17 protein-coding genes and 4 pseudogenes are annotated in these 24203 nt (G+C 50.9%); 6 read left to right on the forward strand and 15 right to left on the reverse strand.

Annotation, left to right across the window (positions count from 1 at the left end):
* Window positions 1–73 precede the first annotated feature (73 nt).
* The 5 genes and pseudogenes from JCM2850_RS16810 (at window position 74) to JCM2850_RS03455 (ending at window position 7337) form a co-directional block, all read left to right on the forward strand.
* Window positions 74–746 (forward strand): annotated as a pseudogene (locus JCM2850_RS16810) (mechanosensitive ion channel family protein).
* Window positions 747–1197: 451 nt separating this feature from the next.
* Window positions 1198–2162 (forward strand): annotated as a pseudogene (locus tag JCM2850_RS16815) (omptin family outer membrane protease).
* Window positions 2163–2630: 468 nt separating this feature from the next.
* Window positions 2631–4304, forward strand: a complete 1674-nt coding sequence (locus tag JCM2850_RS03445) for an ATP-binding cassette domain-containing protein (RefSeq protein ID WP_025869783.1) — start codon at window positions 2631–2633, stop codon at window positions 4302–4304.
* Window positions 4294–5580, forward strand: a complete 1287-nt coding sequence (locus JCM2850_RS03450; RefSeq protein ID WP_025869784.1) for an HlyD family secretion protein — start codon at window positions 4294–4296, stop codon at window positions 5578–5580. Before JCM2850_RS03445 ends, JCM2850_RS03450 begins: the two co-directional genes overlap by 11 nt.
* The gene (locus JCM2850_RS03455; protein ID WP_036265391.1) at window positions 5577–7337 is read left to right on the forward strand and encodes a TolC family protein; all 1761 of its coding nucleotides are present in this window, start codon (window positions 5577–5579) and stop codon (window positions 7335–7337) included. Before JCM2850_RS03450 ends, JCM2850_RS03455 begins: the two co-directional genes overlap by 4 nt.
* Window positions 7338–7431: 94 nt before the next feature.
* Here JCM2850_RS03455 and JCM2850_RS03460 read toward each other — a convergent pair whose 3' ends face one another.
* From JCM2850_RS03460 to JCM2850_RS03490, 6 genes and pseudogenes are all read right to left on the reverse strand, one after another.
* Entirely contained in the window at window positions 7432–7752 is a 321-nt protein-coding gene (locus JCM2850_RS03460) for a hypothetical protein (RefSeq protein WP_148301180.1), read from the reverse strand.
* A 247-nt stretch (window positions 7753–7999) separates the two neighbouring features.
* Window positions 8000–8863: an SAVED domain-containing protein gene (locus JCM2850_RS03470; protein ID WP_025869789.1), complete on the reverse strand. Its 864-nt coding sequence runs from the start codon at window positions 8861–8863 to the stop codon at window positions 8000–8002.
* A 99-nt stretch (window positions 8864–8962) separates the two neighbouring features.
* Window positions 8963–9355 (reverse strand): hypothetical protein, encoded by a 393-nt coding sequence (locus tag JCM2850_RS03475; protein WP_159105117.1) that lies wholly within the window; start codon window positions 9353–9355, stop codon window positions 8963–8965.
* 159 nt (window positions 9356–9514) lie between these two features.
* A pseudogene (locus tag JCM2850_RS16820) lies at window positions 9515–12633 on the reverse strand (efflux RND transporter permease subunit).
* A gap of 15 nt (window positions 12634–12648) precedes the next feature.
* Window positions 12649–13866, reverse strand: coding sequence for an efflux RND transporter periplasmic adaptor subunit (locus JCM2850_RS03485; protein WP_025869793.1), 1218 nt, complete (start codon window positions 13864–13866; stop codon window positions 12649–12651).
* 9 nt (window positions 13867–13875) lie between these two features.
* Window positions 13876–15165: a TolC family protein gene (locus JCM2850_RS03490; protein ID WP_234406060.1), complete on the reverse strand. Its 1290-nt coding sequence runs from the start codon at window positions 15163–15165 to the stop codon at window positions 13876–13878.
* Window positions 15166–15471: 306 nt separating this feature from the next.
* Here JCM2850_RS03490 and JCM2850_RS21360 point away from each other — a divergent pair, with 306 nt between their 5' ends.
* A complete protein-coding gene (locus tag JCM2850_RS21360) occupies window positions 15472–15690 on the forward strand; it encodes a hypothetical protein (protein ID WP_148301181.1) in 219 nt (72 codons plus the stop codon).
* 260 nt (window positions 15691–15950) lie between these two features.
* On the opposite strand, the gene JCM2850_RS03505 is transcribed toward JCM2850_RS21360, so the two are convergent.
* The 9 genes and pseudogenes from JCM2850_RS03505 to rpsF all read right to left on the reverse strand — a co-directional run bounded on the left by JCM2850_RS03505 (window position 15951) and on the right by rpsF (window position 24112).
* A complete protein-coding gene (locus tag JCM2850_RS03505) occupies window positions 15951–16493 on the reverse strand; it encodes a hypothetical protein (protein WP_148301182.1) in 543 nt (180 codons plus the stop codon).
* An 814-nt stretch (window positions 16494–17307) separates the two neighbouring features.
* Window positions 17308–18234: a zonular occludens toxin domain-containing protein gene (locus tag JCM2850_RS16825; protein WP_234406076.1), complete on the reverse strand. Its 927-nt coding sequence runs from the start codon at window positions 18232–18234 to the stop codon at window positions 17308–17310.
* 569 nt (window positions 18235–18803) lie between these two features.
* Window positions 18804–20164, reverse strand: a pseudogene (gene radA / locus JCM2850_RS16830) (DNA repair protein RadA).
* Window positions 20164–21231 (reverse strand): alanine racemase, encoded by a 1068-nt coding sequence (alr, locus tag JCM2850_RS03530; RefSeq protein WP_025869800.1) that lies wholly within the window; start codon window positions 21229–21231, stop codon window positions 20164–20166. The pseudogene radA and the gene alr overlap by 1 nt, the downstream one beginning before the upstream one ends.
* 2 nt (window positions 21232–21233) lie before the next feature.
* The gene (gene dnaB, locus JCM2850_RS03535; protein WP_025869801.1) at window positions 21234–22619 is read right to left on the reverse strand and encodes a replicative DNA helicase; all 1386 of its coding nucleotides are present in this window, start codon (window positions 22617–22619) and stop codon (window positions 21234–21236) included.
* Window positions 22620–22735: 116 nt separating this feature from the next.
* A complete protein-coding gene (gene rplI / locus JCM2850_RS03540) occupies window positions 22736–23182 on the reverse strand; it encodes a 50S ribosomal protein L9 (protein ID WP_025869802.1) in 447 nt (148 codons plus the stop codon).
* A gap of 11 nt (window positions 23183–23193) precedes the next feature.
* A complete protein-coding gene (gene rpsR / locus JCM2850_RS03545; protein WP_025869803.1) occupies window positions 23194–23421 on the reverse strand; it encodes a 30S ribosomal protein S18 in 228 nt (75 codons plus the stop codon).
* 25 nt (window positions 23422–23446) lie between these two features.
* Complete coding sequence (priB, locus tag JCM2850_RS16835) at window positions 23447–23731, reverse strand: primosomal replication protein N (protein WP_369384813.1); 285 nt, start codon at window positions 23729–23731, stop codon at window positions 23447–23449.
* Window positions 23732–24112, reverse strand: coding sequence for a 30S ribosomal protein S6 (gene rpsF, locus JCM2850_RS03555; protein WP_025869804.1), 381 nt, complete (start codon window positions 24110–24112; stop codon window positions 23732–23734). It abuts the gene before it with no gap.
* Between the last annotated feature and the right edge of the window lie 91 nt (window positions 24113–24203).

Below are 24203 nucleotides of genomic sequence, written 5' to 3' on the forward strand. Positions count from 1 at the left end.
CAAGCCTATCCAGCATTGGCAGAGAGTGTCCCCGTGATGTGGGCCTCACTATAAATATAAAGGAGTGTGCAATATGCAATACCAGATCGATATTTTCCTAGCCTCACTCAACCAATTCTGGAGTGAGGTGGCTACCTTCTTCCCCAAGATGTTGGCTGTCATTGTGATTTTGTTGTTTGGCTGGGCATGTGCAAGGTGGCACGCGTAGGTGTGAAGCGCGCGCTGGAACTAGCGCAGTTCGATACCTTTGCTGATCGCTCAGGCCTAGAGGCATTCCTCAAGCATGGCGATTTTGATCTGACACTCAGTGGTGTCATCAGCCAAGTGATCTACTGGCTGGTTATTCTGCTGTTTGTGATTACCGGCGCCAAAATCCTTGGTCTGACTGAAGTAGCTTGATGCTGCACAACCTTGCCAATTACCTGCCCAAGATTATTGTTGCCATCTTGGTGCTGATCTTCGGTACTTTGCTGGCACGCTTTATCAACCGCCTGGTGTTTGCCTGGTTGCATGGCATGAAGTATGAAGGTGCACTGCGTATCAGTACCACCGCTGAATACGGCATCCAGATTTTTGCCTTGTTTGTGGCGTTGGAACAACTGGATATCGGCACACAGTTGCTGACTGCCTTATTTGTGATTGTGTTTGGCGCCATCTTCCTGGCACTGGCCATTGCCTTTGGCCTCGGTGGCAAGGAAAGGGCAGCACGCCTGATCGATGAAGTGCAATCCAAGCGCTTGAAATAAGTAGTCATGCCTGGCGCTCTCCAGCGCCAGGCAATCCTTCTCCAAATCTCCCTCATTAAGAACATCCGCACATTTCACCATGAGATGTTTATCCCACCGCGTTCAAGCCTAGCTTCACACATCTTCCAGGTGCTGGCCATTGACTGCTCAACACACCGCTTTAGCTACTCGCATCTAAGATATTCCGCCCGTTAATTGACAAAATAATTCATGGCTGGTATTTGATATCTTTAATCCGTAAATTAATTATCCAATTGAATTTAATGCAATTTAATTTATTCACAGGGATATTTTCTTGAGCACTCTCATTGCATATTTGCTTAATAGTTCAAATTTAAAGTAAAGTTATTTGTCTTGTTGCGGTTTTAAGCATGACAGGAAACTTCACGGCAAATAATTGAATTTGAACAAGGATAGGGATATGAAAAAAACAAATATGGTGGGATATGTCATGTGTGCGCTGCTGCCTTTTCCGGCACTGGCTGCCACCGAAATTGTGTCGGCAGACAATGAAGCGGTATTGGAGAGTAGCGAGATTGGATTGGAAGATGGTGAAGACTCATATTCCAAACCTGGAAAAATTACTGGCAATCTCAACTTGGGAAGCTTGAGTGGCGAAGCCAAGGAGCGTGTTTACGCGGATAGTCAGGGTGGCCGTAAAATTAGTCAGTTGGATTGGCAATATGACAGCGCGCCCACCTCAAAGGGAATCTAGAGTGGGATATTGTAAAAAGATTATCCCTGGGGCTGTCAGCATGGACCACAGTCGCCAAGACTGCGGGAAAGATGAACGATTACGATTGGCTGGATGCTGACCAACAACAGTGGACGCATCATAGTTACCACGCAGATACCGACCTTAAGCACGCGCGTGAGTTTGATATCAACCTCAAAGCCTGGCTTTTTAATCACCCTACTTGGCGTTTTGGCCTGATGGCTGGCTATCAAGATACGCACTATAGCTTTGTGGCTAAAGGCGGTATTTTCAATTACTGGAATGGGGCATATAGAGGCGAGTTCATTGATGCCAAGGCTATCTCTTATCAGCAACGTTTCACAGTGCCTTACATCGGCGTAGCTGGGAATTATCGCTATGGAGAGTTTGAGGCGGGTGGGGCATTCAAATTCAGTAGCTGGGTCAATGCCTCAGCGATAGATCACCATTATTTTAGAGATTTGACTTTCAAGGATGATGCCAGAGGGCAGCAATACTTCTCGCTGACGGGTAACTTGGGCTATGAGCTAACTGAACATTCCCAACTGTTTTTTGAAGCCGTAGCCAGCATGATGCTGGACAAAAAAGGCGATACCAAAGTCTATGATCATGCGGAAAATACGGTGACCACATTTAAGAATGCTTCTGGCATTGAGAATTATAGTTACCTGATTACAGTTGGCTGGAAATACGGATTCTGACGGGTTGCACACCATACATTTTTAATGTGGGTATAAACAGCGAAGGTGATGTTTCTCGGGATAGACATACTTTCGCTGTGCTGGTTTTCAGCATAGATTTACTACCAGATAGATGTGCTACAGATATGTTTGCTGAATCTTCTGCTAGCGCTGCAACGTCTGTCTATCAAAAGCCTGCTTTTGCTATCCCACGTCTAAAGCTCTGCTCGCAAGTGCTGCAGTTTTCCCCATTTCTAGCCAAACTTCACACATAAACTCCATGGGTATCTGTAAAATCCCAGGCCTAGTGCTTGCCATGGGTTAATATCATCATCAAATCAGCACACGACACGGTTATCCTTCTCCAGTGCAGCAACGATGAGCACATCTGCAGTTATCAGTTTAAATATTTTCCCCTGCGGCCTTGAGCGCTTGCGAACTTAATCCTTAATGCCAGGGTCGTTTTGCTGTGCTTGAGTGAACCATACAATGAATAACGACACTTTACATACGACGCATAGCCACAAGATGCAGCCAAGACAGCGACTGTTTGATCTGCTGAGCCTGGAACGCAAAGATATCCTGCTCATTATCATTCTGATGGGGGGAGTGGGGTTCATTAACCTCGCTATCCCTATCTCGGTACAGGCGTTGATCAATACCGTCACTATGGGCAGCTTGCTGAAGCCACTGCTCATCATTTCCTTTATGTTGTTTGTGTTTTTGCTGTTTGCTGGCTTGTTTTACGTGCTGGAGATTTTTATCGTCGAGCTGATTCAGCGGCGCATTTTCTGCCGCATTGCCACCGACGCCGCGGACAAGACCCAGGGCGCGAAATATGATGCAGCTGATGTGGATGATCTGCAGGAATTAGTTAATCGCTTCTTTGAAGTAACCTCAGTGCAGAAGTCTGTGGCCACCTTGTTGACCATAGGCGTGGCCACCATATTGCAAGCGCTGGTAGGCAGCCTGATTCTGATTTTCTATAGCCTGTATTTTGCCGTGGTAGTGGCACTGGTAATGCTGATCATTGTGGTGATTGTCTATGTCATAGGCCGTAAAGCGCCTTTGACGGCGATTGCCGAATCGCATGCCAAGTTTGAGCTGGCCGCCTGGCTGGAAACCATCGCGCGTAATCTCAATACTTTCAAATTTTCCTCAGGCGTTAGTCTGGCACAGGAGCGTACCCATCAACTGGCAGGGGAGTACCTGAAAAAACGCAGTGCGCATTTTCGGGTGCTGATCAAGCAATATCTGGGTGGGGTCATCATCTATGCCTTGGGCGGCACAGCCATGCTGGCGCTGGGGGGGACCTTGGTCATCAAGGGGCAGATCAACCTTGGGCAGTTTGTCGCGGCAGAGCTGATAATTTTTGCTGTGCTGGCTTCTTTCCTGCGCTTTATTGGCCAGCTTGAATATTATTACGACCTGCTCGCCAGTCTGGACAAGATAGGCTATATCCAGGATTTACCTCAGGAAAAAGCCCCATTGCGACAAATCAATATTGAGCGGCCCATCAAGTTAAGCGCCGTCAATCTTGGCTATGATTACTTGCGCCATACCGCCTCCCAATCTGGCATCAGCTTTACCTTGCCGCCTGGTCAAAGCCTGGCGGTGCTGGGGGTTGCAGGCAGTGGCAAGTCTTCATTGGCGGCCTTGCTCACCGGGCTGCGCCAGCCCGAGCATGGTCATGTGGCATTCAATGACATGACGCTTGAGCAGTTCAACCTCAATCAGTTGCGACAACACATAGGTTGCGTAGGCAAGCTCGAAGTCATAGATGGCAGCATTATCGAGAATGTACTGATAGGGCGTGAGGACCTGCCCTTGTCTGAGGTTACGCAGCTGCTAAGCAAGCTTGGGTTGATGAATAGCATCAACCAGTTTAAGGATGGTCTCAATACCTCACTTGCAGTTAATGGCTCTCCACTTTCCACCACGCAAATCAATCTCTTGATGCTGGCTCGAGGCATCATAGGCCAGCCTGGGCTGTTGATCGTGGATGGCTTGCTGGATTATCTGGATGAGGCAGACCTAAACCGCGCCTTGCCCCTGCTGCTGGGCCTGAGCGAGTGCAGCGTGATTATCATGACGCGTCATGCTGCCATTGCTCAGCGCTGCCAACAAATATTGACGCTGGAGTTGCTTGATCATGGTCATTGATAATCAACAGTTCCTGCATTACACCGCAACGCCGAGAGTGGTGAAGCGCATCCTGCTCTGGATTGTATTGTTATGCTTTATTGCGCCTACTTTGATGCTGTTTTTGCCCTGGCAACAAAATGTGCAAGCCATGGGGGCGGTGACTGCGTTTGCGCCACTAGAGCGACGTCAGAGTGTGGATGCGCCAGTGGGTGGCGTGATCAAGCAATGGTTTGTGCGCGAGGGTGCGCGCGTCAAGGAGGGTGACCCCTTGCTGGAAATCCGCGATGTGGATCCCAGCTTTAAAGATAGATTGATCGCGCAACAGCAAACCAGTGCCGCCAAGCTCAAAGCCAAGCAGGATGAGCTACAAGCCTATCAGGTGCAGTTGCAAAACCTGTTGACCGTACGCCAGGCCAAGGTGGCCGCGGCTGATTACAACCTGGTTGTGGCCAGGCAAAAAGTGGTGACCGCTACTGAAAATGTGGAGTCTGCCCAGGCGACCAGCGATGCGGCTGATTTTCAGGTATCACGTATGCAGCGCCTGGTAGAGGAAGGCCTGGTTTCCAGGCGCGAGGTTGAGCTGGCTGCGCGAGATGCCGCTGTGGCATTAAGAGCATTGAATAGTGCCAAAGCCAGCCTGGCTTCAGTCCGTGCCGAAGAAAAAAGCGCAGATGCCAACCTGGTACAGGTCAAGGCTGAAACCGATGCCAGCATTGATGCCAGCCGTGCCTTGATCAGCAAGATAGGCTCGGAAGTGGCCGATAGCCAAAATGAGCTGAGCAATCTGGAAATCAACCTTTCCCGGCAACAATCGCAATTGCTCAAGGCACCGCGCGCGGGCACGGTGTTCAGGGTGCCAGTCAACTCGCAATCTCAAATTATCAGCCAGGGGCAGCCGCTGCTGGTGATTATTCCAGATACCGAACAGCAGGCGGTGGAACTGAACGTTAGTGGGTTGGATGCCGCCTTGATTGTGCCTGGTAGCCGGGTGCGTCTGGAGTTTGATGGTTGGCCAGCGTTGCAGGTTTCTGGCTGGCCCAATGTTGCCATTGGTACATTTGCTGGCAAAGTGGCTTTTGTCGATAACAGTGATGATGGTACCGGGCGTTTCCGTGTCATGGTAGTGCCAGATGAAAGCGTGCAGAAATGGCCTTCAGAGCGCTTCTTGCGCCAGGGCAGTTCTTCGCGCGGCTGGATACTGCTGGAAGAGGTTTCCATAGGCTATGAAATCTGGCGTATCTTGAACGGCTTCCCGCCACGTGTACCTAAGCTGACCACGCCGGGCACTACATGAAACGCTTGATCCCTTGCACTATGCTGATTGCAGGCCTGAGCCTGACCACAGCCTGGCCGCTGCAGGCGGCAGACATTACCGCGACTGGCGCGACTACGGACCAGCTCATTGCCTTGCCTGAGCGCATAGACCTTGATGCCATGAGCGTGGGCAAAGAGAGTTTGGAGCAAAGTACCCGCAATGCCCAACAACAGTACAAATTGTCTGCGCCGCAAAAGCTCAATATCAAGCTGGATGATGTACTGAATGCACAAGCCGCTCCGCAAGCGCAGGTGCCGCAATTAGCGCTTAATGGCGTTGAGCATGGGCTGACCCTCGCTGATGTGCGCGCCAGGGCGCTGCAAAACAACCTTTCACTCAAGGTGGTGCAGTTTGACCCGCAAATTGCACAAAGTGCCTTAGGGGCAGAGCGTGCCAAGTTCGATAACATCATCTACGCCAGCCTGAAACGCAGCCGCGAGAACCGCCCGTTGACCAGCGGCGATATTGTGCAGCTGAAAGCTGAAGATGCTGACCTTGATGGGCAGCTGGTCAAACTTAACAAGGCTGAACAGCAAATTGATTATCTGGATGGTGAGGCCGGTATTGCCATTCCCTTGCGCACTGGCGGTACAGTGCGCGTGAGTACGCCATTTGAGCGCAAGCTGACGGAAGGCAGTTTGGGTACGGATGAGTATCGCCGTGCCACACGTTTTTCTATCAGCCAACCGCTGCTGCGCAATGCCGGGGTGAAGGTGAATGAGGCCAGCATACGCATTGCCGACTTGGATAGGCAGGCTGTGGATGCCAAGACGCGCTTGCAATCCATCCGTATCGTGTCCCTGATAGACAAGGCTTACTGGGACTTATATGCCGCCTGGGCTGAGCTGGATGTCAGGCGTCAGCAATATGATCTGGCGGCTCGCAATCTGGAAATGGTACGCCGCAGGGTGGAGGAGGGCTTGGTTGCCAGTATTGAAGCCAGCCGGGCCGAAATTGGTGTTTCCGACCGCATAGAAGCCTTGATTGTTGCCAAAACCCGCTTGCAGCTGAGTCAGCGCCAATTGCAGTTTTTGCTCAATGACCCGCAATACACGATGGAAGGTCAGGCCATGATACGGCCACAGTCTGAGCCTATCCTGGTGCATTATGAGTTTGAAACTGACAAGCTGATTGCCTCTGCCATACAAGGCAGGCTGGAACTGCTAGAGCTTGAACTCAAGCTGGCTGCGGATATCAATAAGATTGATTACCTGCAAAACCAGACCTTGCCGCTGTTTACTCTGGATTACAGCTATGGGGCACTATCGGCAGGCACCACTAGTTTGTCACGTGCCTATGACAGCCCATTTGATAACCGCTTCAGTGAGTGGTCTGTGGGTTTGCGCTTCGAGCTGCCCATGACTAACGAGGCCAGACTCAATCAATTGCAGCAGGCAGTGCAGCAACGTATGCAACGCCTGGCAACCAAGGAACTACAGGTGCTCACGGTCAAACGCGAAATTCATGATGGTGTGGATCAGGCAGAGCAGCATTGGCAGCGCATTATCGCTGCCCGTCAGCAGGTGATGCTGGCCAGCGTCAATTATGACGGTGAGCTTAAGCAGTTCAATGAAGGGCTGCGCAATATGACTGAGGTGTTGGAAATGCTCAGCCGCCTGGGGGAATCGCAAATCAAGGAAATACGCGCCATGGTGGCTTACCAAGCCGCATTGATTGATATTGCCTACACGACGGGGACATTGCTCGGTTACGGCCAGGTTGAGCTGGGTTCATGAACTAGCGGCTGTCAGATGTTATTTGGCCCAACCAGTGCATCCAGTTAACTTTTGACGCTTGGCCGCCTGAAAATACCACCCTGATATTTTGGTTTCAGGCTTGTAACTGCGCCCAGGCGATGATTTTCTCCAGCGCGCGTTTATCTATGCCCACATGATTCAACAATAGCGCAGGCTCTTGCTGCAGTGCCGCTAACACCTCACTCTTGCTGGAAAAACCCGCATTGCGCAAGGCAACACCGTGGGTAGCTTGAAGGCCATCTGTCCAAACCGCAGGCCGCTGCTGCAGGCTTTCGTTATAAATCGCCAGATGCCTGACAAATGAGGCGCTGAGATTCATTTGCCTGCCCACTTCCATCCAAGAAAGCCCCGCCTGTCTTAAATCAAAAGCCTGCTGGCTAAGCACTTTAGTCATCTTGCTCATAAGACATCAACAGCTCAGACCGCAAGCCTTGGGCGTGAACTGGCCCCCTATTGCAGGCAAGCCAGCCAGATACTTTGCGGGTTGATCTACATGCTCCGCTGCAATTATCTTGGCTGCCTCATGGGCGCTGGCAGGTATGCGTATACCCCAAGGCTCGGATAAACCCTTGCCTTGGGAGTAAACGATGATTGCAGGCTGTTGCAGGCGTCGATATTGTCGCCCCAGATTAAACAACAGGCTATGGGGCCATATAGTGTAAATGTACGGTGGCTACCCCATGATCTGCCAATGCATGCAGTACAGCAGCAAACTGATTAGCCAGACAGATCTGCTTGGATGCCGACAAGCTGGCCTGTGTTGATCCGGCCAGCATCATGGACACTACGATGTTGCCGTTGGGGTATTGGGATAAAGACCAGGCAGGTTCATCATTGATGGATGTGCCACTGCCAGCCCCATCACAATGCAGTATGATGGTGACTTCCCGCATGCCTGGTTTTAACTGTTCCAATCCGTGCGTTTCAAATCTTGCACCATCATCGAGTGCATCCAGTAACTGCCATGAACCATGACTCGCTGTCTTATCCATGATGGCATCTATGCGGGTGTTACCTAAATAGAAACCCATAAGGAAAGCGATAGGCAAGGGCGCCTGCCCAGCGTAGATGACTTTTACGCCTGCGGAGGACTGATAATGCAGTGCTTCATTGATTTTTTGCTCAACACTCATCAAGTGTTTGAGGGATCGCGTGGGATGAGGTAATTCATAGCTAACGCGCTGACCGCGTATGTGGGCAGGCACTGCCGTGATTAGCCCTTTAGTATCGCCAACCCCTATCACCAGCACCTGCTGTTCAATATCTTCTTCGAAGTCCTTACGTATCTGCCGCAAGCTGGATTGTGCCAGAAGGAGCAAAACCGCTAATACCAAGCTGGCAAAAACCCAGGCGATTGCACTTTGCATGCCGAGGATGATCCATCCTGCCAACAATGCAGTAATTAATAACAAGGCCAGGCGCACCATCCAGCTATCGGCCTGGCTGCAAAACACCAAGTCATGCAGCACTCGGCCCAGGGCATATTTGATATAGAGAATATTCATTTTTTACAACACTGATTTGAATACGCCAACCAGCAGTATCAAGCTGAGGGGCGGGTGATCAACAGCCGCCAACCATGGCGGCAAGAGCTATCTAGCGCATCAGTGTTGCGGGGGAGCTCGTAGCAGCGAGCTGAAATAACGGGGAGTGGGGATGTAATGCACCTGGCGTTGCAGCCAGGGAGAAATATGGAGAGTTAATCCATAGCTCACCGCCAGCAGAACAAACAGAGCTAGTATGGGTATCAGCAGCAGGGCATCTCTGGATTGACGCGCAAGGCCAACTTCCATGGCATGCGTACTGTCGGGTAGCAGGGAGTGACCAGCATAAGTTTCTAGGGATTGTGCGTTGACTTCATGCAAATGGATGCCAGTTTGGGCATTTATGTTGGCAGGATCTGCCGCGTGCGCATGCAAAAGCGGCACTATGCCCTGCAGGCATGCAACGATGAGTGTGATCAACAAAGAAAGCTGACGGAACTGGCGAAATAGCATCAACAGCACAATGACGTGTAAGACAGCTTACATTCTTTAACGAATTATCAATAAAGTAAATATTTAATTTGATGACTTGTCGAATAAATTTGCACAGCTTGCAATACCATTGCGCGCAATCTCTGGGGCCAGTGGGTTCTGACCCCAGACAGACGATGTTCAGCGCTCTCGGTAAACCAACTGATAAAGCATAGGCAGTACCAGCAAAGTTAGGGCGGTTGAAGACAAAATGCCACCAATGACCACGGTCGCCAGCGGCCTTTGCACCTCGGCGCCTGTACCCGTGGCAATCGCCATCGGGATAAAACCAAGTGAGGCAACAAGCGCTGTCATCAGCACGGGCCTCAACCTGCTCAAAGCGCCTTCATGCACGGCATTGCTCAGCGGTTTACCTTGACTGCGCAGTTGCTGGATAAAGCTCAGCATGACCAAGCCATTCAGCACTGCCACGCCCGAAAGCGCGATAAAACCAATGCCCGCTGAAATGGAAAACGGGATATCCCTCAGCCATAAGGCGACAATCCCGCCAGTGAGGGCAAATGGAATGCCCGTGAATACCAACAAGCCATCCTTGAGGTTGTTAAACATCATGAATAGCAGCACAAACACCAGCATCAGTGACAGCGGCACCACTAACTGCAAGCGTTGGCTGGCGGATTGCAGATTTTCAAATTGACCGCCTAATCGTGTCCAATATCCTGAAGGGATAGCCACCTGCTGCTTGATAGTCTGCTCCACATCACTAACAAAACTGCCCAGATCTCTTTCTCGCACATTGGCACTTACCACCACTCGGCGCTTGCCGTTTTCTCGACTGATCTGGTTGGGGCCTTCAATGATAGATAGCTTGGCAATCTCACCAAGAGGGATATAAGTGACGGGGGCATTCGCAACTGGCAAGGGAATAGGCAGTTGTTTCAGAGCGAAGAGATCTTCACGCAGCTTTTCCGGCAGCCGTACAACAATATCAAAGCGGCGATCCCCCTCAAATAGCAAGCCTGCAGTCTGGCCGCCAATCGCGATACCAATGGCATCCTGCACATCTCCAATATTTAGCCCGTAACGCGCAGCCTTGTCGCGCTCAATTTCAATATTGAGCATAGGCAGCCCTGTGGTTTGTTCCACCTTAACCTCGGAAGCTCCGGGTATGGATTGCAAGGCATCGGCAATCTTATTGCCAGTGTGGTTAAGCACGGCCATATCATCACCAAATACTTTAACGGCGACATCACTACGCACGCCTGAAAGCAACTCATTGAATCTTAGCTGGATAGGCTGGGAAAACTCATAGTTATTGCCTGCAAGCTTGGCGGTGGCTTGTTGTATTTCGGCCAGCAACACAGCTCTGGACTTCTTGCTGTCTGGCCATTGCGCCCTGGGTTTGAGCATGATGTAACCGTCAGAGATGTTGGGAGGCATGGGGTCTGAAGCAATTTCGGCCGTGCCAGTTCTGGCAAATACGCGTTCTATCTCGGGGAACTGGGCCATCAGGCTGTGCTCAATTTCTTGTTGCATGGCTACAGATTGCGTCAGGCTGGTGCTGGGTATGCGTAGCGCCTGAATGGCAAAATCCCCCTCATTCAGGCTAGGGATAAACTCGCTGCCCATTCTGCTGGCCATCACGCCTGTGACAATCAACATCGCCGCCACGAACACAGCAACCACCATGTGATTGGCCATGACCCAGTTCAAAATGCTTGCATAGCGCTGTTTGGCTAGCCTGACCAGTGTGCTTTCTTGCTCGGCTAGCGGCCCATTGACAAAAATGGCGATGGCCGCCGGAATGAATGTCAGTGTCAGTATCATGGCGCCGATTAAGGCAATCACCACCGTATAGGCCATGGGGTGGAACATTTTGCCTTCCACTCCGGTGAGCGCAAAGATCGGCAGATAGACCAGCATGATGATGAGCTGACCAAAGATCAGCGGGCGTCTGACCTCCTTGGCTGCGCTGAACACCTCAGCCAACCTTTCTTCGCGCGTCAGCAAGCGGCCCTGTAGTTGCTGGGCATGCGCCAGGCGGCGGATACAGTTTTCGACAATCACTACCGCACCATCAATGATAATGCCAAAATCCAGCGCGCCCAGACTCATCAAATTGGCGCTGACCTTGTTGCTGACCATGCCACTGAAGGTGAACAGCATGGCCAGTGGAATGACCATGGCGGTGATCAAGGCCGCCCTGAAATTGCCAAGAAACAGGAATAACACGGCAATCACCAATGCTGCGCCTTCAAGCAGATTGTTTTTCACGGTATTGATGGCCTTGTCTACCAGCACCGTTCTGTCGTACACAGGTATAGCCACTACGCCTTGGGGCAGGGTTGTATTAATTTCCTTGAGTCGGCTTGCCGCCGCTGCTGCCACAGCCCGGCTGTTTTCTCCTAGCAGCATAAACACCGTCCCCAGCACTACTTCACGGCCGTTTTCGGTGGCAGCCCCGGTACGCAACTCTTTGCCTATGCTGACCTCGCCAATATCCTTGATCTTGATGGGCAACCCGCTGGCATGGGCCACAACCAGCTCTTGGATATCTTCAATCGAGGTGAGCTGGCCAGGGGCGCGCACCAAATATTGCTCGCCATTTTTTTCTATATATCCCGCACCGACATTTTTGTTATTTCTTGCCAGTGCCGAGGTGACATCCTGCAAGCTCAGACCATAAGAAGAAAGTCGGGAGGGAATAGGGGAGACCAGGTACTCCTTGCTGTAACCGCCGATAGCATTGATTTCAGTCACGCCAGGAACCGTGCGTAATTGCGGACGGATGATCCAGTCCTGGATTTCGCGTAAATCGGCCAAGCTATAAGCTGAGCCATCGGGCTTGTGTGCACCTGGCTCGGCTTCCACCGTCCAGAGCAATATTTCTCCCAGCCTGTAGAAATAGGGCCCATCTCCGGGACCACCCCTTGGGGGAGACTTTCCTTTGCGCTTTGCAGGCGCTCATTCACCATCTGTCTGGCAAAGTAGATATCGGTCCCATCCTCAAACACCACCGTTACCTGTGAGAGGCCATAGCGTGAAAGCGAACGTACTTGCTTAAGCTTGGGCATGCCCGCCATGGCGGTTTCTATGGCGAAAGTTGCCCGTTGCTCTGTTTCAAGTGGGGAGTATCCAGGCGCTTTGGTATTGATTTGCACCTGAACATTGGTGATATCAGGCACGGCATCAATAGCCAGTTTTTGGTAACTGAACAGACCCAAAGCGGCCATGGCCAGGGTAAGCAGTAGAACCAGCCAGCGCTGGGCTATCGCCAGCTGGAGTATGCGCTCTAACATATTGATCTCCCCGGTTTAATGCTCATGCCCGGCGGAGTCTTTGCCGAGCTCAGATTTCAATACAAAGCTGCCGTGTGACACATAAGCAGCACCAGCTTGCAAGCCGGAAATAATCTCCACCTTTTTGCCATCACTACGCCCGGCTTGCACCGCAAGCGCCTGGTAGCCATGGGTATTGGGCACAAAAACCACCGTCTGACCTTCTAGGGTTTGCAGAGCCTCAGCAGCCACGCTCACCGGAACATTGACTACCGCTGCAGTGACTTCCACTTCAACAAACAAGCCCGGCCGCCAACTTGCATCTGGGTTGGGCAAGGTAACTCTGGCGGTAGCTGTTCTGGTTTGCTCACCCAGCAAGGCACCGACAAATGACACTACCCCTTGGGATTCAGCTTGCAGAGAAGTAGCTTTTACGGTGACCTGACTGCCTAGCTTTACATGATTTAAATCTCTGGCTGACACCACTATTTCTGCCCAGACCGAGGACAGGTCAGCCAATGTCATGACGTTAACATTGGCTTGGGTAGACTCACCTAAAGTGATGTGGCGCTCGACAATCAAACCGCCGAAGGGGGCACGTAATTCGTAGCGATTGAGCCCACCTTTTGCAGACGCAGAGGTGCCCAATGCCTGTAGCTTCTGGCTAGTGTTTTGCACATTGATCTCAGCCTCCTGCAAGGCCTGTTGCGCTTGCAGATAGTCCTGCTCTGCGGATATTTTCTCTAGCCATAGCTCTTTTTCGCGTTCAAAAATCGTCCTGGCCAACCCCAAACGCTTTTGCGCCGCCATGGCATCGCTACGCAATTCGGAAATGGTGGTGCTGGAAATAATGGCCAGCAGCTGGTCTTTTTTTACCTGCTGACCTATGTCCACCGTGACATTTTCCACAATGCCATCGACTCTGGGCACGATATGCGCAGTTCTGTCCTGGTTAAAACGTATTTCTCCTGGCAGGGTCAAGCTGGAACTGATATCCGCAGGCTCAGCGCTGGCAATAGTGATGCCCGCGGTACTTGCCTGTTCCGGGCTCATCTCTATGGCGCCTGGCGCATGATGGCCTTGATGATTTTCTGAGGCTGCCCCTTTTACACCGTTTTGTTGCGTACTTTGCTCGGCAGTGTGGGCTTGATCAGTGGAGGAGGGGGCTTGCGCACCGCTGCCTAAAATAAGGGCAATCACTACTGTAGCCACGAGGAAAATGCCGACAATGGCGATGATTTGCTTGTTTTTCATGATCTAACCTTAATTCTGTGGCTGTGTAGCATTAAACAAAGATCCGCCTTGTGGCCCGAGAATGGACTCAACCTCGGCCACCGCTCTTTGCACCTCGCCTAAAGCCCTGATGTATTGGCCTCTGGCAGCAAACAAAGTGCGCTGGGCATCAAGTACATCAAGAAAATCAAACTTGCCGCGTTCAAAACCTTTTGTCGTGGCATCCACCGCGCTTTGCGCGCCAGGCAGAATATCGTCGCGCATGTAGTTAACCTCCAAAATTGCGGCTGAAAGGCGCTCATGCGCCTGGGCAATATCGCGCCTTAACCTGATATCTGTCGCAAACTGCTCATCCCTGGCTTGATCAACTCGAACTCTGGCTGCCTGGATATTGCCCTGATTACGGTCAAAAATTGGCAAGGCCATCGCCAGACCCACCACGCTGACGTTGTCGTTGATCGCTTCATTTCGTTGCACGCCACCACGTAAAATAAGGTCAGGGTATTTTTTTGTTTCCTCAGACTTGAGCATGGCATCGCGCCTAATGGTCTCTTTTTGTGCTCTAACAACTTCTGGGGCTTGCTCCAGCAAGGCATTGAGATCATTTAGGGCGGGAAGAAATGGCAAGATTTCCAGCTGCCCTTCTGCTTGAGCAAAGTGCGGGGCAGGGTTACCCCATAAGGCACTCAAGCGCCTTCTGGCATTGAGCAAATCAGCATTCGCCTGGGTTAGCTCTATCCTGACACTGGAGGCCGCCACCTTGGCGCGAGTTTCTTCAACAGGCGAAACCTTGCCCGCAATTACCCTGCGCCCGGCCACATCCAAGCCTCGTTGAGCTAAGTCCATAGAGCTTTGCGCCAAGCGATAGCGCTCCTGCGCAGCCAACACCTCATAAAAACGCTGCACCACAGCGCCGCGCAGCGCAGAAAGCTGAACCTGAAAATCAGCTTCAGCCACCTCTCTAGAGCGTTCAGCCGCCTCTACCCGGGCGCCGCGCTTACCCCCCAACTCTAAAGGTTGGCCTAGCCAATAAGTAGTTTGTCGCCTTGAGCTGCGGGTATCTTCCATCTCCATGGAAAGCTCTGGGTTGCGCAACAAACCTGCTTGTATTCTGCTAGCCGCCGCAGCCTCAACCTCACGCAAAACCACCACCAGATCTGGATTGGCAGTGGCCGCAAGTTGCAGGGCTTGCGCCAGGCTTAGGTTGGTCTCTGGCTCTTGCAGGCGCTCAGCAAAACTGGGCAGGGGGTTTACGCCTAACGTTTGAGCAAAACTAGAGTAGTGGTACAGCATGACTGCCAGACATAGCAGTTGCATCATGAATCTCATTGCAAATTCTCCAATCGATAAACGGATTGGCGAGCGCAGGGATTCTAATCAGGATAAGACAGGCATATGCACTCGCCGCTAAGTAGCGAAATGCCAGTTGGGCCGTTCAGGTCGAGCAGCGATTGCTTCTGAGAGATAAAGCTGGGTAGTAGGGTTTAGATTTTGTGCACTGATGTAGACGTGAGGCAACTGAGGCAACACAGCCAGCCAATGTGGCGAGGCCTGGTGATGATAGCCACAATCTCGATCTACTTGGGATGAATACTTGCCTGAAACATCATCACCGCTGGCATCATCATGCTGGTGATCATGATGGCCAAAATGGCTTGCCGCAACGCCTTGCTCATGCTGGCAAAAGCCAACAGCAACCGCCCAGGAGGCCTGTATAGGCAGCACGAGCATAAGCAGAATCAGAATGGCGCGACGAATCATGACTTGAATTATAAGGCAAGGATCCCCCCATGTTGGAAGGCTTTTGATAAATGCGGGGAAAAAGCACAGCACAGCGAGCATTGATCAAGAGTTGATAGAGGTGGCGTTCAGGTACTTAATCAGCATTAGCGTCCTTACAGACCATCGCATGATGGAGTTGATGAAGAAACCGATTATGCAAATGAGTTTCGACTGGGTGAGAAACCGCGAGAGGCATTCTTCATTGTGTCGCATAATGTATATTATGTTAAATAATGGAAGCGTTATTGTTATTATTCCTTCTCATGGAGTCACCCAGTATTTGGAAGATTGGCCTTCCCAAAGGCTAATGAATGAACCAGCAGCTAATCAGCAGCTCGTGGCGTAGTTATGCCATCCCTCATTTGCCTGTAGAAGGCTCTGCCTTTATGAGTCAATGAATAAATTGGTTTTCCCCCGATATCATGTGTCATAGACAAATATCCTTTTTCTTGTAGATTCCCAATCGCCAATTTCAAATCAAGCTGGCTTACTTTTGCACCAACACTAAATCCCATCAAGTAGTCCCAATCAACTGATGATTCTCCCTGGTTTTCCAAACCTACGATCTCAGTCATGAATAAATACTCATCCGGTGAAATGTTGTAATCACTTGGCGTAGACAATACTTTTGGGTTCGCCCCCTGTGCAAGAGCATTACTGTTAATCTGTTCAAGCAGTAACTGGGCATGCTGTTTATGGTAAGCCTCTGAACGTTCAATAGCAGCCAGCTGGTTTTTTAGTTCAGACACCTCATTATCATGCCTTTCTATATGCTTCCTAACTTCTTCATAAGTGAAAACAGCCGATTTCTCTAGGTCACTTTTATCCTTCATTTCTTGAATCTTGCGCTCAATAACAAATCTCATGACAACCTGTTCACATACGGGTAACAAAAAACATAAGCTATTGCTGATAAAGCTGGGTAAACAATGCATGGAAGAACAAAATAATAATCAGGACTAAAGAAATACCAATTGAGTAGCTTCATTTTGTACTCAATTTTTGAAGTGTAAAAAATAATAATAAAAAATCTATAGTTAATTAAAACCCAAGATATAACAAATGAAAAAATTAGTGGGCTTGAAAACCTATCAATAAGCAGTAATTTCAAATTTGTTGGTAAATCATTAGTTTGGTTATTATCCATTGATCCACTTTACCTTATAGTTTTTTTTGAAAAATCTAAAATCAATTGCTTTGAAGGCGAGTTCATTAACTCAAGCATTCTTGCGCCACTTGCAGAACTATATGAGCTTAAATATCGGCATGTAGCATCAATCAACTCCTGATCTATATTCATTTCAGCAAGCCGAAGTTTTTCTTTTGCTATCAATCGGTACAACTGTCTACGCTTAGCAGCCCTTGGCCGCTCACACCGAAGAATCCAGTACCAAAGATGCAAATCACCACTTACCCAGTCGGGACGCTGATCAACGCCCTGGGAATTAAATCCACGTAGCATTTTTATTATTTTTAACCCGTCCTGGGCCGATTGTACCAGCCCTACCGCCGAGCTTGGTTGCAATGTGTCCGTAATATAAATCTAGCGGACAGCGCTGACGCGCCGCCCTGGCGCGCCTACGGCGTCGCCCGGCGTCTCGACTGCGCTTCGCCAGCGACAGGCAATAAAAAAGCCCCTCTAAAACGGGGCTGGGCGCGGTTTGCGTGGCCATAGCGGCCCTAATTCTCTCTATGAGGGTCAAAGGCCCACTGTGAGGCGGCAGTGCGTTCACGGGCTATCTTCGACGGGCTACGCACTTCATCAGCCCCTGGCTGCTGAACGTCTACCGACGCGGGTGCTACCGTCTCACCCTGGCGGGCTTCACTTCGTTCGGACGCAGCCCGTTCTAAGTGACGCTGGGTGAGCTCGTCCTGGCGCTGTCTGTCTGCAATAAGCTTGGCGCGTTCCGTCTGCTGTACTCTCGCTGCGGCCGAGGTGCCGGGGTCAAAATCAATGAAGAAGCCTTTGGCGATGATTTGCTTACATAGCGCCTGGTCGGTGGCCAACTCCGTACCCTGCTGGGTGTAACACTTGCACTGCCCCCGAAAATCGACGCAGGCGGCATTAATAGGGGCAGTGACTGGCTTTGTTATCTCATCATAGACAGGGCGCGTATGGGGCAAGCCTGGCACTCTCTCAACCTGCTGGGCATACCAATCAAGCTTTTGAGCCTGGGGAGGCGCTGGGTGCTGCTGCTGGGGCTGCTTAACGTCAACCATACCGCCCTGCTCTTTTTGCACCTCTACCTGGTGATTTTCACCAAGACCAGCGATTGTTCTATAGCCCCACCATAGTGCAGCAATCAGCAGCAGCGGTAGTACCACGACCAGGACAAGTCTAGCTGGTATGCGCCTTTTCATCGTGTGCATGTCAGATGACTTGTACCAGGTGAACACCTCTTTAGGATATGGAAAATGTTTTTCCATAGAACCCTTTAGGCTTTTCAGCTGCTCACGAACGCTTGTAAATTCATGAATAGTAGACTTGTTGAAGCCATAGAAGCGCACAACATGGTAATGGCGGCCAACTAGGCGGCGAAGGTTGCCATCTATCAGCATGGGGTGCTGAGTGATCAAAAATAGATCATGGCCATCATGTCTATGCACTTCCAACTGGCTGACATGCTTGGGGACAGCAGATCCATTTTGCCTTGGCCGGAACGGGTAGTCTTTTGAATGGTATGAATGCGCTGCGGCTCCTGACTAAACCTGGCCAGGATCGGATATGCGGCCGCAAAGTAGTCTTGCGGGAATTTAAGAATATCCAGCGGGATAATGCGATCGACGCTTTTCAGTTCGACCTAGAGGCGTAAATAAACCCTGCCAGGAGCAATTTTTTCTTGCTGTCTGATACCAACCCCTTAAGTACCCCTTTTAAACTTGTCCGTAGTATTTTATGAAGTCTCTTAGTATGCACGGCGTGCTTCAGCCTAATCATTCAAGGCAGCACTAAGACAATTAGAGTCAGATTCGGGATTTTTCGGGAAATAATCCTTGTTTTGTCGGGATTGCAGGTGTATAAATTCCTGTGCCTAATCTTTTCTCCAATGGGGTTAGGCATGAAACTCGTTATTAAACCCTCTTTAATCCCAGCTTCGTGCTGGGTTTTTTTAGCAGCGTGTAAGTCATACATTTTGATGTAAATCAATGCCTTACTAATGTCTTTACATCACCCATTAAGAGTTTCGTAATAATTGCAAGGCTTGTTCAAGGCGTTCTACACCTTGAATCTCAAGGCCTGAAATTGGGTTTTTTGGAAGGTTGGATTTTGGCACGATAGCGTGGGTAAACCCTAGTTTAACCGCCTCTTTCAAGCGGTCTTGGCCTCGTTGTACCGGACGCACCTCTCCTGCCAATCCAACTTCACCAAAAACAATTAGTTTGTTATCTAGTGGTTTGTTTTTTAATGAAGAAACAATCGCCAGCAAGACTGCCAAATCCACCGCAGGTTCAGATATCCGTACGCCGCCTACAGCATTGATAAAGACGTCCTGATCAAAACAGGCAACGCCGCCGTGCCTATGCAGGACGGCAAGCAGCATGGCCAATCTGTTTTGTTCCAGGCCTAAACATAGCCTTTTGGGATTGGGAGCATGTGCTTCATCTACCAAGGCCTGCACTTCTACCAACAGGGGACGTGTACCCTCTTGCGTTACGGTGATGCATGATCCGGAAACCTGTTCGCTATGATGCGAGAGAAATAAGGCAGAAGGGTTACTCACCTCACGCAGGCCTTTTTCCGTCATGGCAAATACGCCTAGTTCGTTGACTGCGCCAAAACGGTTTTTGAAAGCGCGCACCAGGCGGAAGCTGGAGTTTTGATCGCCCTCGAAGTAAAGCACGGTGTCAACGATATGCTCCAAGACGCGTGGGCCAGCCAATGAACCTTCTTTTGTGACATGCCCCACCAGTATGATGGTGATGCCTAGTTGTTTACCCAGGCGTGTCAATTGGCTGAGCATTCTCGAACTTGCGCCACCGAGCCTGGCGCTGATTGCAGCGCCTCGGAATATAGGGTTTGTATGGAGTCTATGACAGCGATATCAGGTTTGTGCTGTTGCAGAGTTGCCAGGATTTTTTCCAGGCTGATTTCTGCAAGGAGTTCTATTGGGCCAGCGTCCAGACCTAGCCTGCGCGCGCGCATGGCAATTTGCTGGGCGGACTCTTCACCGGAGACGTAAATCGCTGCGTGGTATTTGCCTAGATGGCACAGGGTTTGCAGCAATAGAGTGGATTTGCCTATACCTGGATCACCTCCTATCAGCACCACCCCGCCTGGCACCAAGCCCCCGCCTAATACGCGGTCAAATTCTGTGATGCCTGTGGGCCGTCTTGGTACTTCGCTCGCTTCCACCTCAGCAAGCTTTTGCAAACCACTGGATTGCGCCAATGCGGAATAGCGATTTTGGCTTACTGCCGACTCCGCAACGGTTTCGACCAAGGTGTTCCAGGCCATACAGGCTGGGCACTGGCCCTGCCACTTCGGCGTTTGTCCGCCACATTCGGTGCAGCTGTAGACGGTCTTGTTCTTGGCCATTACTCAATTACCTCAAATTTCACGCGGGGTGCTACTGCACACAATAGTTCATAGCCCACAGTCCCAGCAGCTTCAGCCACTGCATCGACGCTCACTAAATCGCCCCACAGTTCTACCTCGCTACCTACCTGCACCTCGGGCAAATTGCTGATATCCGCAAACATCATATCCATGGAAACCCTGCCCAATACTTGGTTTAACTGCCCACTTATGCCGATAGGTGTGCCATTGGGAGCTATACGAGGATAACCATCGGCATAGCCACAGGCCACAACAGCAATTCTTGTCTCGCGCTCAGCAATATACTGCTGACCGTAGCCCAAGCCCTGCCCTGCTTGCAGGGTTTGTATGGCAATTACCTCACTGCTAAAGCACATCACGGGTTGCAGGCCAAAACTGCTCGCTGCCGTGCCTGCTACTGGCGATGCACCATAAAGCATAATGCCGGGGCGCACCCAGTCTCTATGCGCTTCTGGGTAACGTATGATGCTGGCAGAATTAGCCAGGCTGATGGGGGCGGAAATATTGGTAGTGGCACGCTCAAAAACCTGCAACTGCTGCACTATGCCGCGCTCATCATCAGCGGTGGCAAAGTGTGTCATCAAGTTGATCTCAGCTACCGCAGGGCATGCCTTGAGCTGTAAATAGGCTTGTTCATATTCCCCTGGCACAAAACCCAGGCGGTTCATGCCGCTGTTCATTTTGAGAAATATTGACAGCGGCTTAGCCAGATTGCAGCTTTGCAGCATGGCGATGTGTTGCTGATGGTGTACTACAATGCTGATGTCATGCGCACTGGCAGTGTGCAGCTCATCCGCGGAAAACACGCCTTCTAGCAAAAGTATGGGGCGGCGATAGCCTGCCTCGCGCAACAAAAGTGCTTCGTTAATGCGCAGCACTCCCAAGCCATCTGCATCTGTTAGCCCAGGCAGCAAACGCAGCAGGCCATGGCCATAGGCATCAGCCTTGACGATGGCCAGCACTTTGGCCTGAGGGGCATATTGCCTCACACGCGCCAAGTTATGCCGCAGTGCACTTAGCTTCACGACTGCCTTGGTTGGTCGCATGACTATTCGCCGTAGCTATCGTCGTATTGGCCGACGAAGTTCTCAAAGCGTGTATTTTCCCCAAGGAAGGTCAGGCGTACCCGGCCAATCGGGCCGTTTCGCTGCTTGGCGATGATGATTTCTGCCGTGCCCTTGTCCGGGCTATCCGGGTTATAAACCTGATCACGGTAAATGAACAGAATCAAGTCGGCATCCTGCTCAATCGCGCCAGATTCACGCAAGTCCGACATTACAGGACGCTTGTCCGGTCGTTGTTCCACACTGCGGTTCAACTGCGACAAAGCAATCACGGGCACATCAAGTTCTTTCGCCAAGGCTTTGAGTGATCGGGATATTTCGGAAATTTCCGTAGCGCGGTTTTCGCTTTTTCCGCCTGCTGATGTACCTGTCATCAGCTGCAGGTAATCGATGACAATCAAGCCCAGCTCGCCCACTTGGCGATGTAGACGTCGAGATCTTGCACGCACTTCAAACGAGCTTAAGCCCGCACCTTCATCAATATATACAGGCGCATCGTTCAGCTTGCCCAGTGCTGTGGTCAGGCGCACCCAGTCCTCGTCCTCGAGGTTACCGTTACGCATGCGGTGCTGATCCAGCTTGCCTATGGAACCTATCATACGGGTCACCAACTGCGTCGCGCCCATTTCCATGGAGAACACAGCAACAGGCTTGCCGGTATCTAGCGCTACGTTTTCGGCAATGTTCAAGGAGAATGCCGTTTTACCCATGGAGGGACGGCCAGCAACAATAATCAAGTCGCCTGGCTGCATGCCCGAGGTCATGGAGTCCAGGTCAGAAAACCCGGTAGGAATACCTGTGACATCACTGTGATTATCACGTTGATACAAAGTGTCTATTCGGTCTGCCACTTGCGGAAGCAAGGTTTTCATATCCAAAAAACCTTGAGTAGAGCGCTTGCCGCCTTCTGCAATCTGGAAAATTCTGGCTTCGGCCTCATCCAGCAGTTGCTGGGCATCACGACCTAATGGATTGTATGCACTTTCGGCAATGCTGGAGCCAACTTCTACCAACTTGCGCATGACGGCGCGCTCACGCACGATTTCCGCATAGCGGCGTATATTGGCGGCAGTGGGGGTGTTCTGTGCTAGCGCGGCCAAATAGGCCAAGCCCCCTACTCCTGATAGCTCGGCCGCATTTTCCAGCGACTCTGCCACTGTCACGATATCTGCGGGCCTGCTGCGCTCAAATAAACGGCTGATATGCTGAAAAATCAGCTTATGGTCGTGCCTATAAAAATCGTCTGGGCCTAGGATGTCGGCGATGCGATCCATGGCCTCGTTTTCAAGCAAGAGGCCACCCAGTACGGATTGCTCTGCTTCTACGGAATGTGGGGGGAGTTTTAGTGCTTCTAAGGTATCGTCAGCCATGCGGCATTATAGCAATTTAGCCCCATTGATTCGACGCAAAGGCTGGGCTGGCGGCAATAAAAAAGGCTGCCTAGGCAGCCTTTTTACTGTCTCCGAACTAGGTCGGGACTAGATGCTTATTCGCCGAGTACGGAAACCGTAATCTCAACAACCACATCGTGGTGCAGCGCGATATTGATCTGGTGATCACCAATAGTCTTCAAAGGACCATCTGGCAGACGCACTTCAGCCTTGCTGGTAGCAAAACCTTGAGCAGTCAAGGATTCAGCAATGTCACCAGTGGTAACGGAGCCGAACAAACGGCCATCAACACCAGCCTTCTGAGTCACTTGCAGCAGGAAGCCAGCCAGCTTTTCGCCACGCGCTTGTGCGCTGGCCAATTGAGCAGCTTCTTGCTTTTCCAGTTCTGCGCGGCGCACTTCAAACTCAGCCTTGTTGGCTTCAGTTGCGCGCTTTGCCTTACCTTGAGGAATCAAGAAGTTACGGCCGTAACCATCTTTAACCTTAACGATGTCACCGAGGTTGCCCAGGTTTACTACTTTTTCTAAAAGAATAATTTGCATGGTCTCACCTCTTAGTGCTTGTCAGTGTATGGCAGAAGTGCAAGGAAGCGTGCGCGCTTCACTGCAGTAGTCAGCTGACGCTGGTATCTGGCCTTGGTGCCAGTGATACGAGCTGGGATGATTTTGCCATTTTCGTTGATGAAGTCCTTCAGCAGGTCTGCATCTTTGTAATCTACTTCTTTGATGCCCTCTGCCGAGAAGCGGCAGTAGCGGCGGCGTTTGAACATGTCACGTGCCATGATAAAACCTTTCAGATAATTTTCTCTAATGTTTGGATATGCAATACCAGTTGTGTGCTTTTGAGCTACGCCTGGCGAGAAAACCGGTTAATTTGACCTGGTTTCCCTCTTCCAGTTTTTGCGCTTGAAACGCCAGTTGATCCATGGCCACACTAGGCACACTACATTCAACCCTGCGCTTCATTTTGGCCTCAATCTGCTCAGAGCTATGCAGCAGATTAAAACTCAGCACTGGTATACCTGCCGGGGTGTAGCGCAGCTCCGCCATTTGCGTTACTTCGCCACTCACCTCCAGCCGGTTTAAACTCACTTAAGCAGAGGCTTGCTCGGTTGCAGCTGCGCCTTCTTCCTTAGCCAACAAAGACTTGGACTTCTCTTCCTTCATCATAGGGGAAGCAGTTGTCACAGCATCTTTGGTGCTCAGTGTCAGGTGACGCAGAACAGCATCGTTGAACTTGAATGCATGCTCAAGCTCGTCCAGCACAGCCTGGTTACATTCGATATTCATCAGCACGTAATGTGCCTTGTGGATTTTCTGGATTGGGTAAGCCAGTTGACGGCGACCCCAGTCTTCCAGGCGGTGGATAGCACCACCATTGGAAGTTACCAGAGTGCGGTAACGTTCGATCATCGCGGGCACTTGCTCGCTTTGGTCCGGGTGGACGATGAATACAACTTCATAATGTCGCATAGACTCTCCTTGTGGATTAACAGCCTTCCGCATGCGATGGCGGTAAGGCAAGGTGGAAAACATGCAACTATAGCCAGATTTGACTAATTAA

It is taken from the genome of Methylobacillus glycogenes JCM 2850 (assembly GCF_000617925.1).
GTDB lineage: Bacteria > Pseudomonadota > Gammaproteobacteria > Burkholderiales > Methylophilaceae > Methylobacillus > Methylobacillus glycogenes.

What these genes read in the sequence shown, in the direction of transcription:
- JCM2850_RS03490 (WP_234406060.1), bottom strand. Translation starts at nt 15,165, where the DNA reads ATGATGCAACTGCTATGTCTGGCAGTCATGCTGTACCACTACTCTAGT.
- alr (WP_025869800.1), bottom strand. Translation starts at nt 21,231, where the DNA reads ATGCGACCAACCAAGGCAGTCGTGAAGCTAAGTGCACTGCGGCATAAC.
- rplI (WP_025869802.1), bottom strand. Translation starts at nt 23,182, where the DNA reads ATGCAAATTATTCTTTTAGAAAAAGTAGTAAACCTGGGCAACCTCGGT.
- JCM2850_RS03460 (WP_148301180.1), bottom strand. Translation starts at nt 7,752, where the DNA reads ATGACTAAAGTGCTTAGCCAGCAGGCTTTTGATTTAAGACAGGCGGGG.
- JCM2850_RS03485 (WP_025869793.1), bottom strand. Translation starts at nt 13,866, where the DNA reads ATGAAAAACAAGCAAATCATCGCCATTGTCGGCATTTTCCTCGTGGCT.
- rpsR (WP_025869803.1), bottom strand. Translation starts at nt 23,421, where the DNA reads ATGGCACGTGACATGTTCAAACGCCGCCGCTACTGCCGCTTCTCGGCA.
- JCM2850_RS03455 (WP_036265391.1), top strand. Translation starts at nt 5,577, where the DNA reads ATGAAACGCTTGATCCCTTGCACTATGCTGATTGCAGGCCTGAGCCTG.
- rpsF (WP_025869804.1), bottom strand. Translation starts at nt 24,112, where the DNA reads ATGCGACATTATGAAGTTGTATTCATCGTCCACCCGGACCAAAGCGAG.
- JCM2850_RS03445 (WP_025869783.1), top strand. Translation starts at nt 2,631, where the DNA reads ATGAATAACGACACTTTACATACGACGCATAGCCACAAGATGCAGCCA.
- JCM2850_RS03450 (WP_025869784.1), top strand. Translation starts at nt 4,294, where the DNA reads ATGGTCATTGATAATCAACAGTTCCTGCATTACACCGCAACGCCGAGA.
- JCM2850_RS03505 (WP_148301182.1), bottom strand. Translation starts at nt 16,493, where the DNA reads ATGAGATTTGTTATTGAGCGCAAGATTCAAGAAATGAAGGATAAAAGT.
- JCM2850_RS03475 (WP_159105117.1), bottom strand. Translation starts at nt 9,355, where the DNA reads ATGCTATTTCGCCAGTTCCGTCAGCTTTCTTTGTTGATCACACTCATC.
- dnaB (WP_025869801.1), bottom strand. Translation starts at nt 22,619, where the DNA reads ATGGCTGACGATACCTTAGAAGCACTAAAACTCCCCCCACATTCCGTA.
- JCM2850_RS03470 (WP_025869789.1), bottom strand. Translation starts at nt 8,863, where the DNA reads ATGAATATTCTCTATATCAAATATGCCCTGGGCCGAGTGCTGCATGAC.
- JCM2850_RS21360 (WP_148301181.1), top strand. Translation starts at nt 15,472, where the DNA reads ATGCTGGTGATCATGATGGCCAAAATGGCTTGCCGCAACGCCTTGCTC.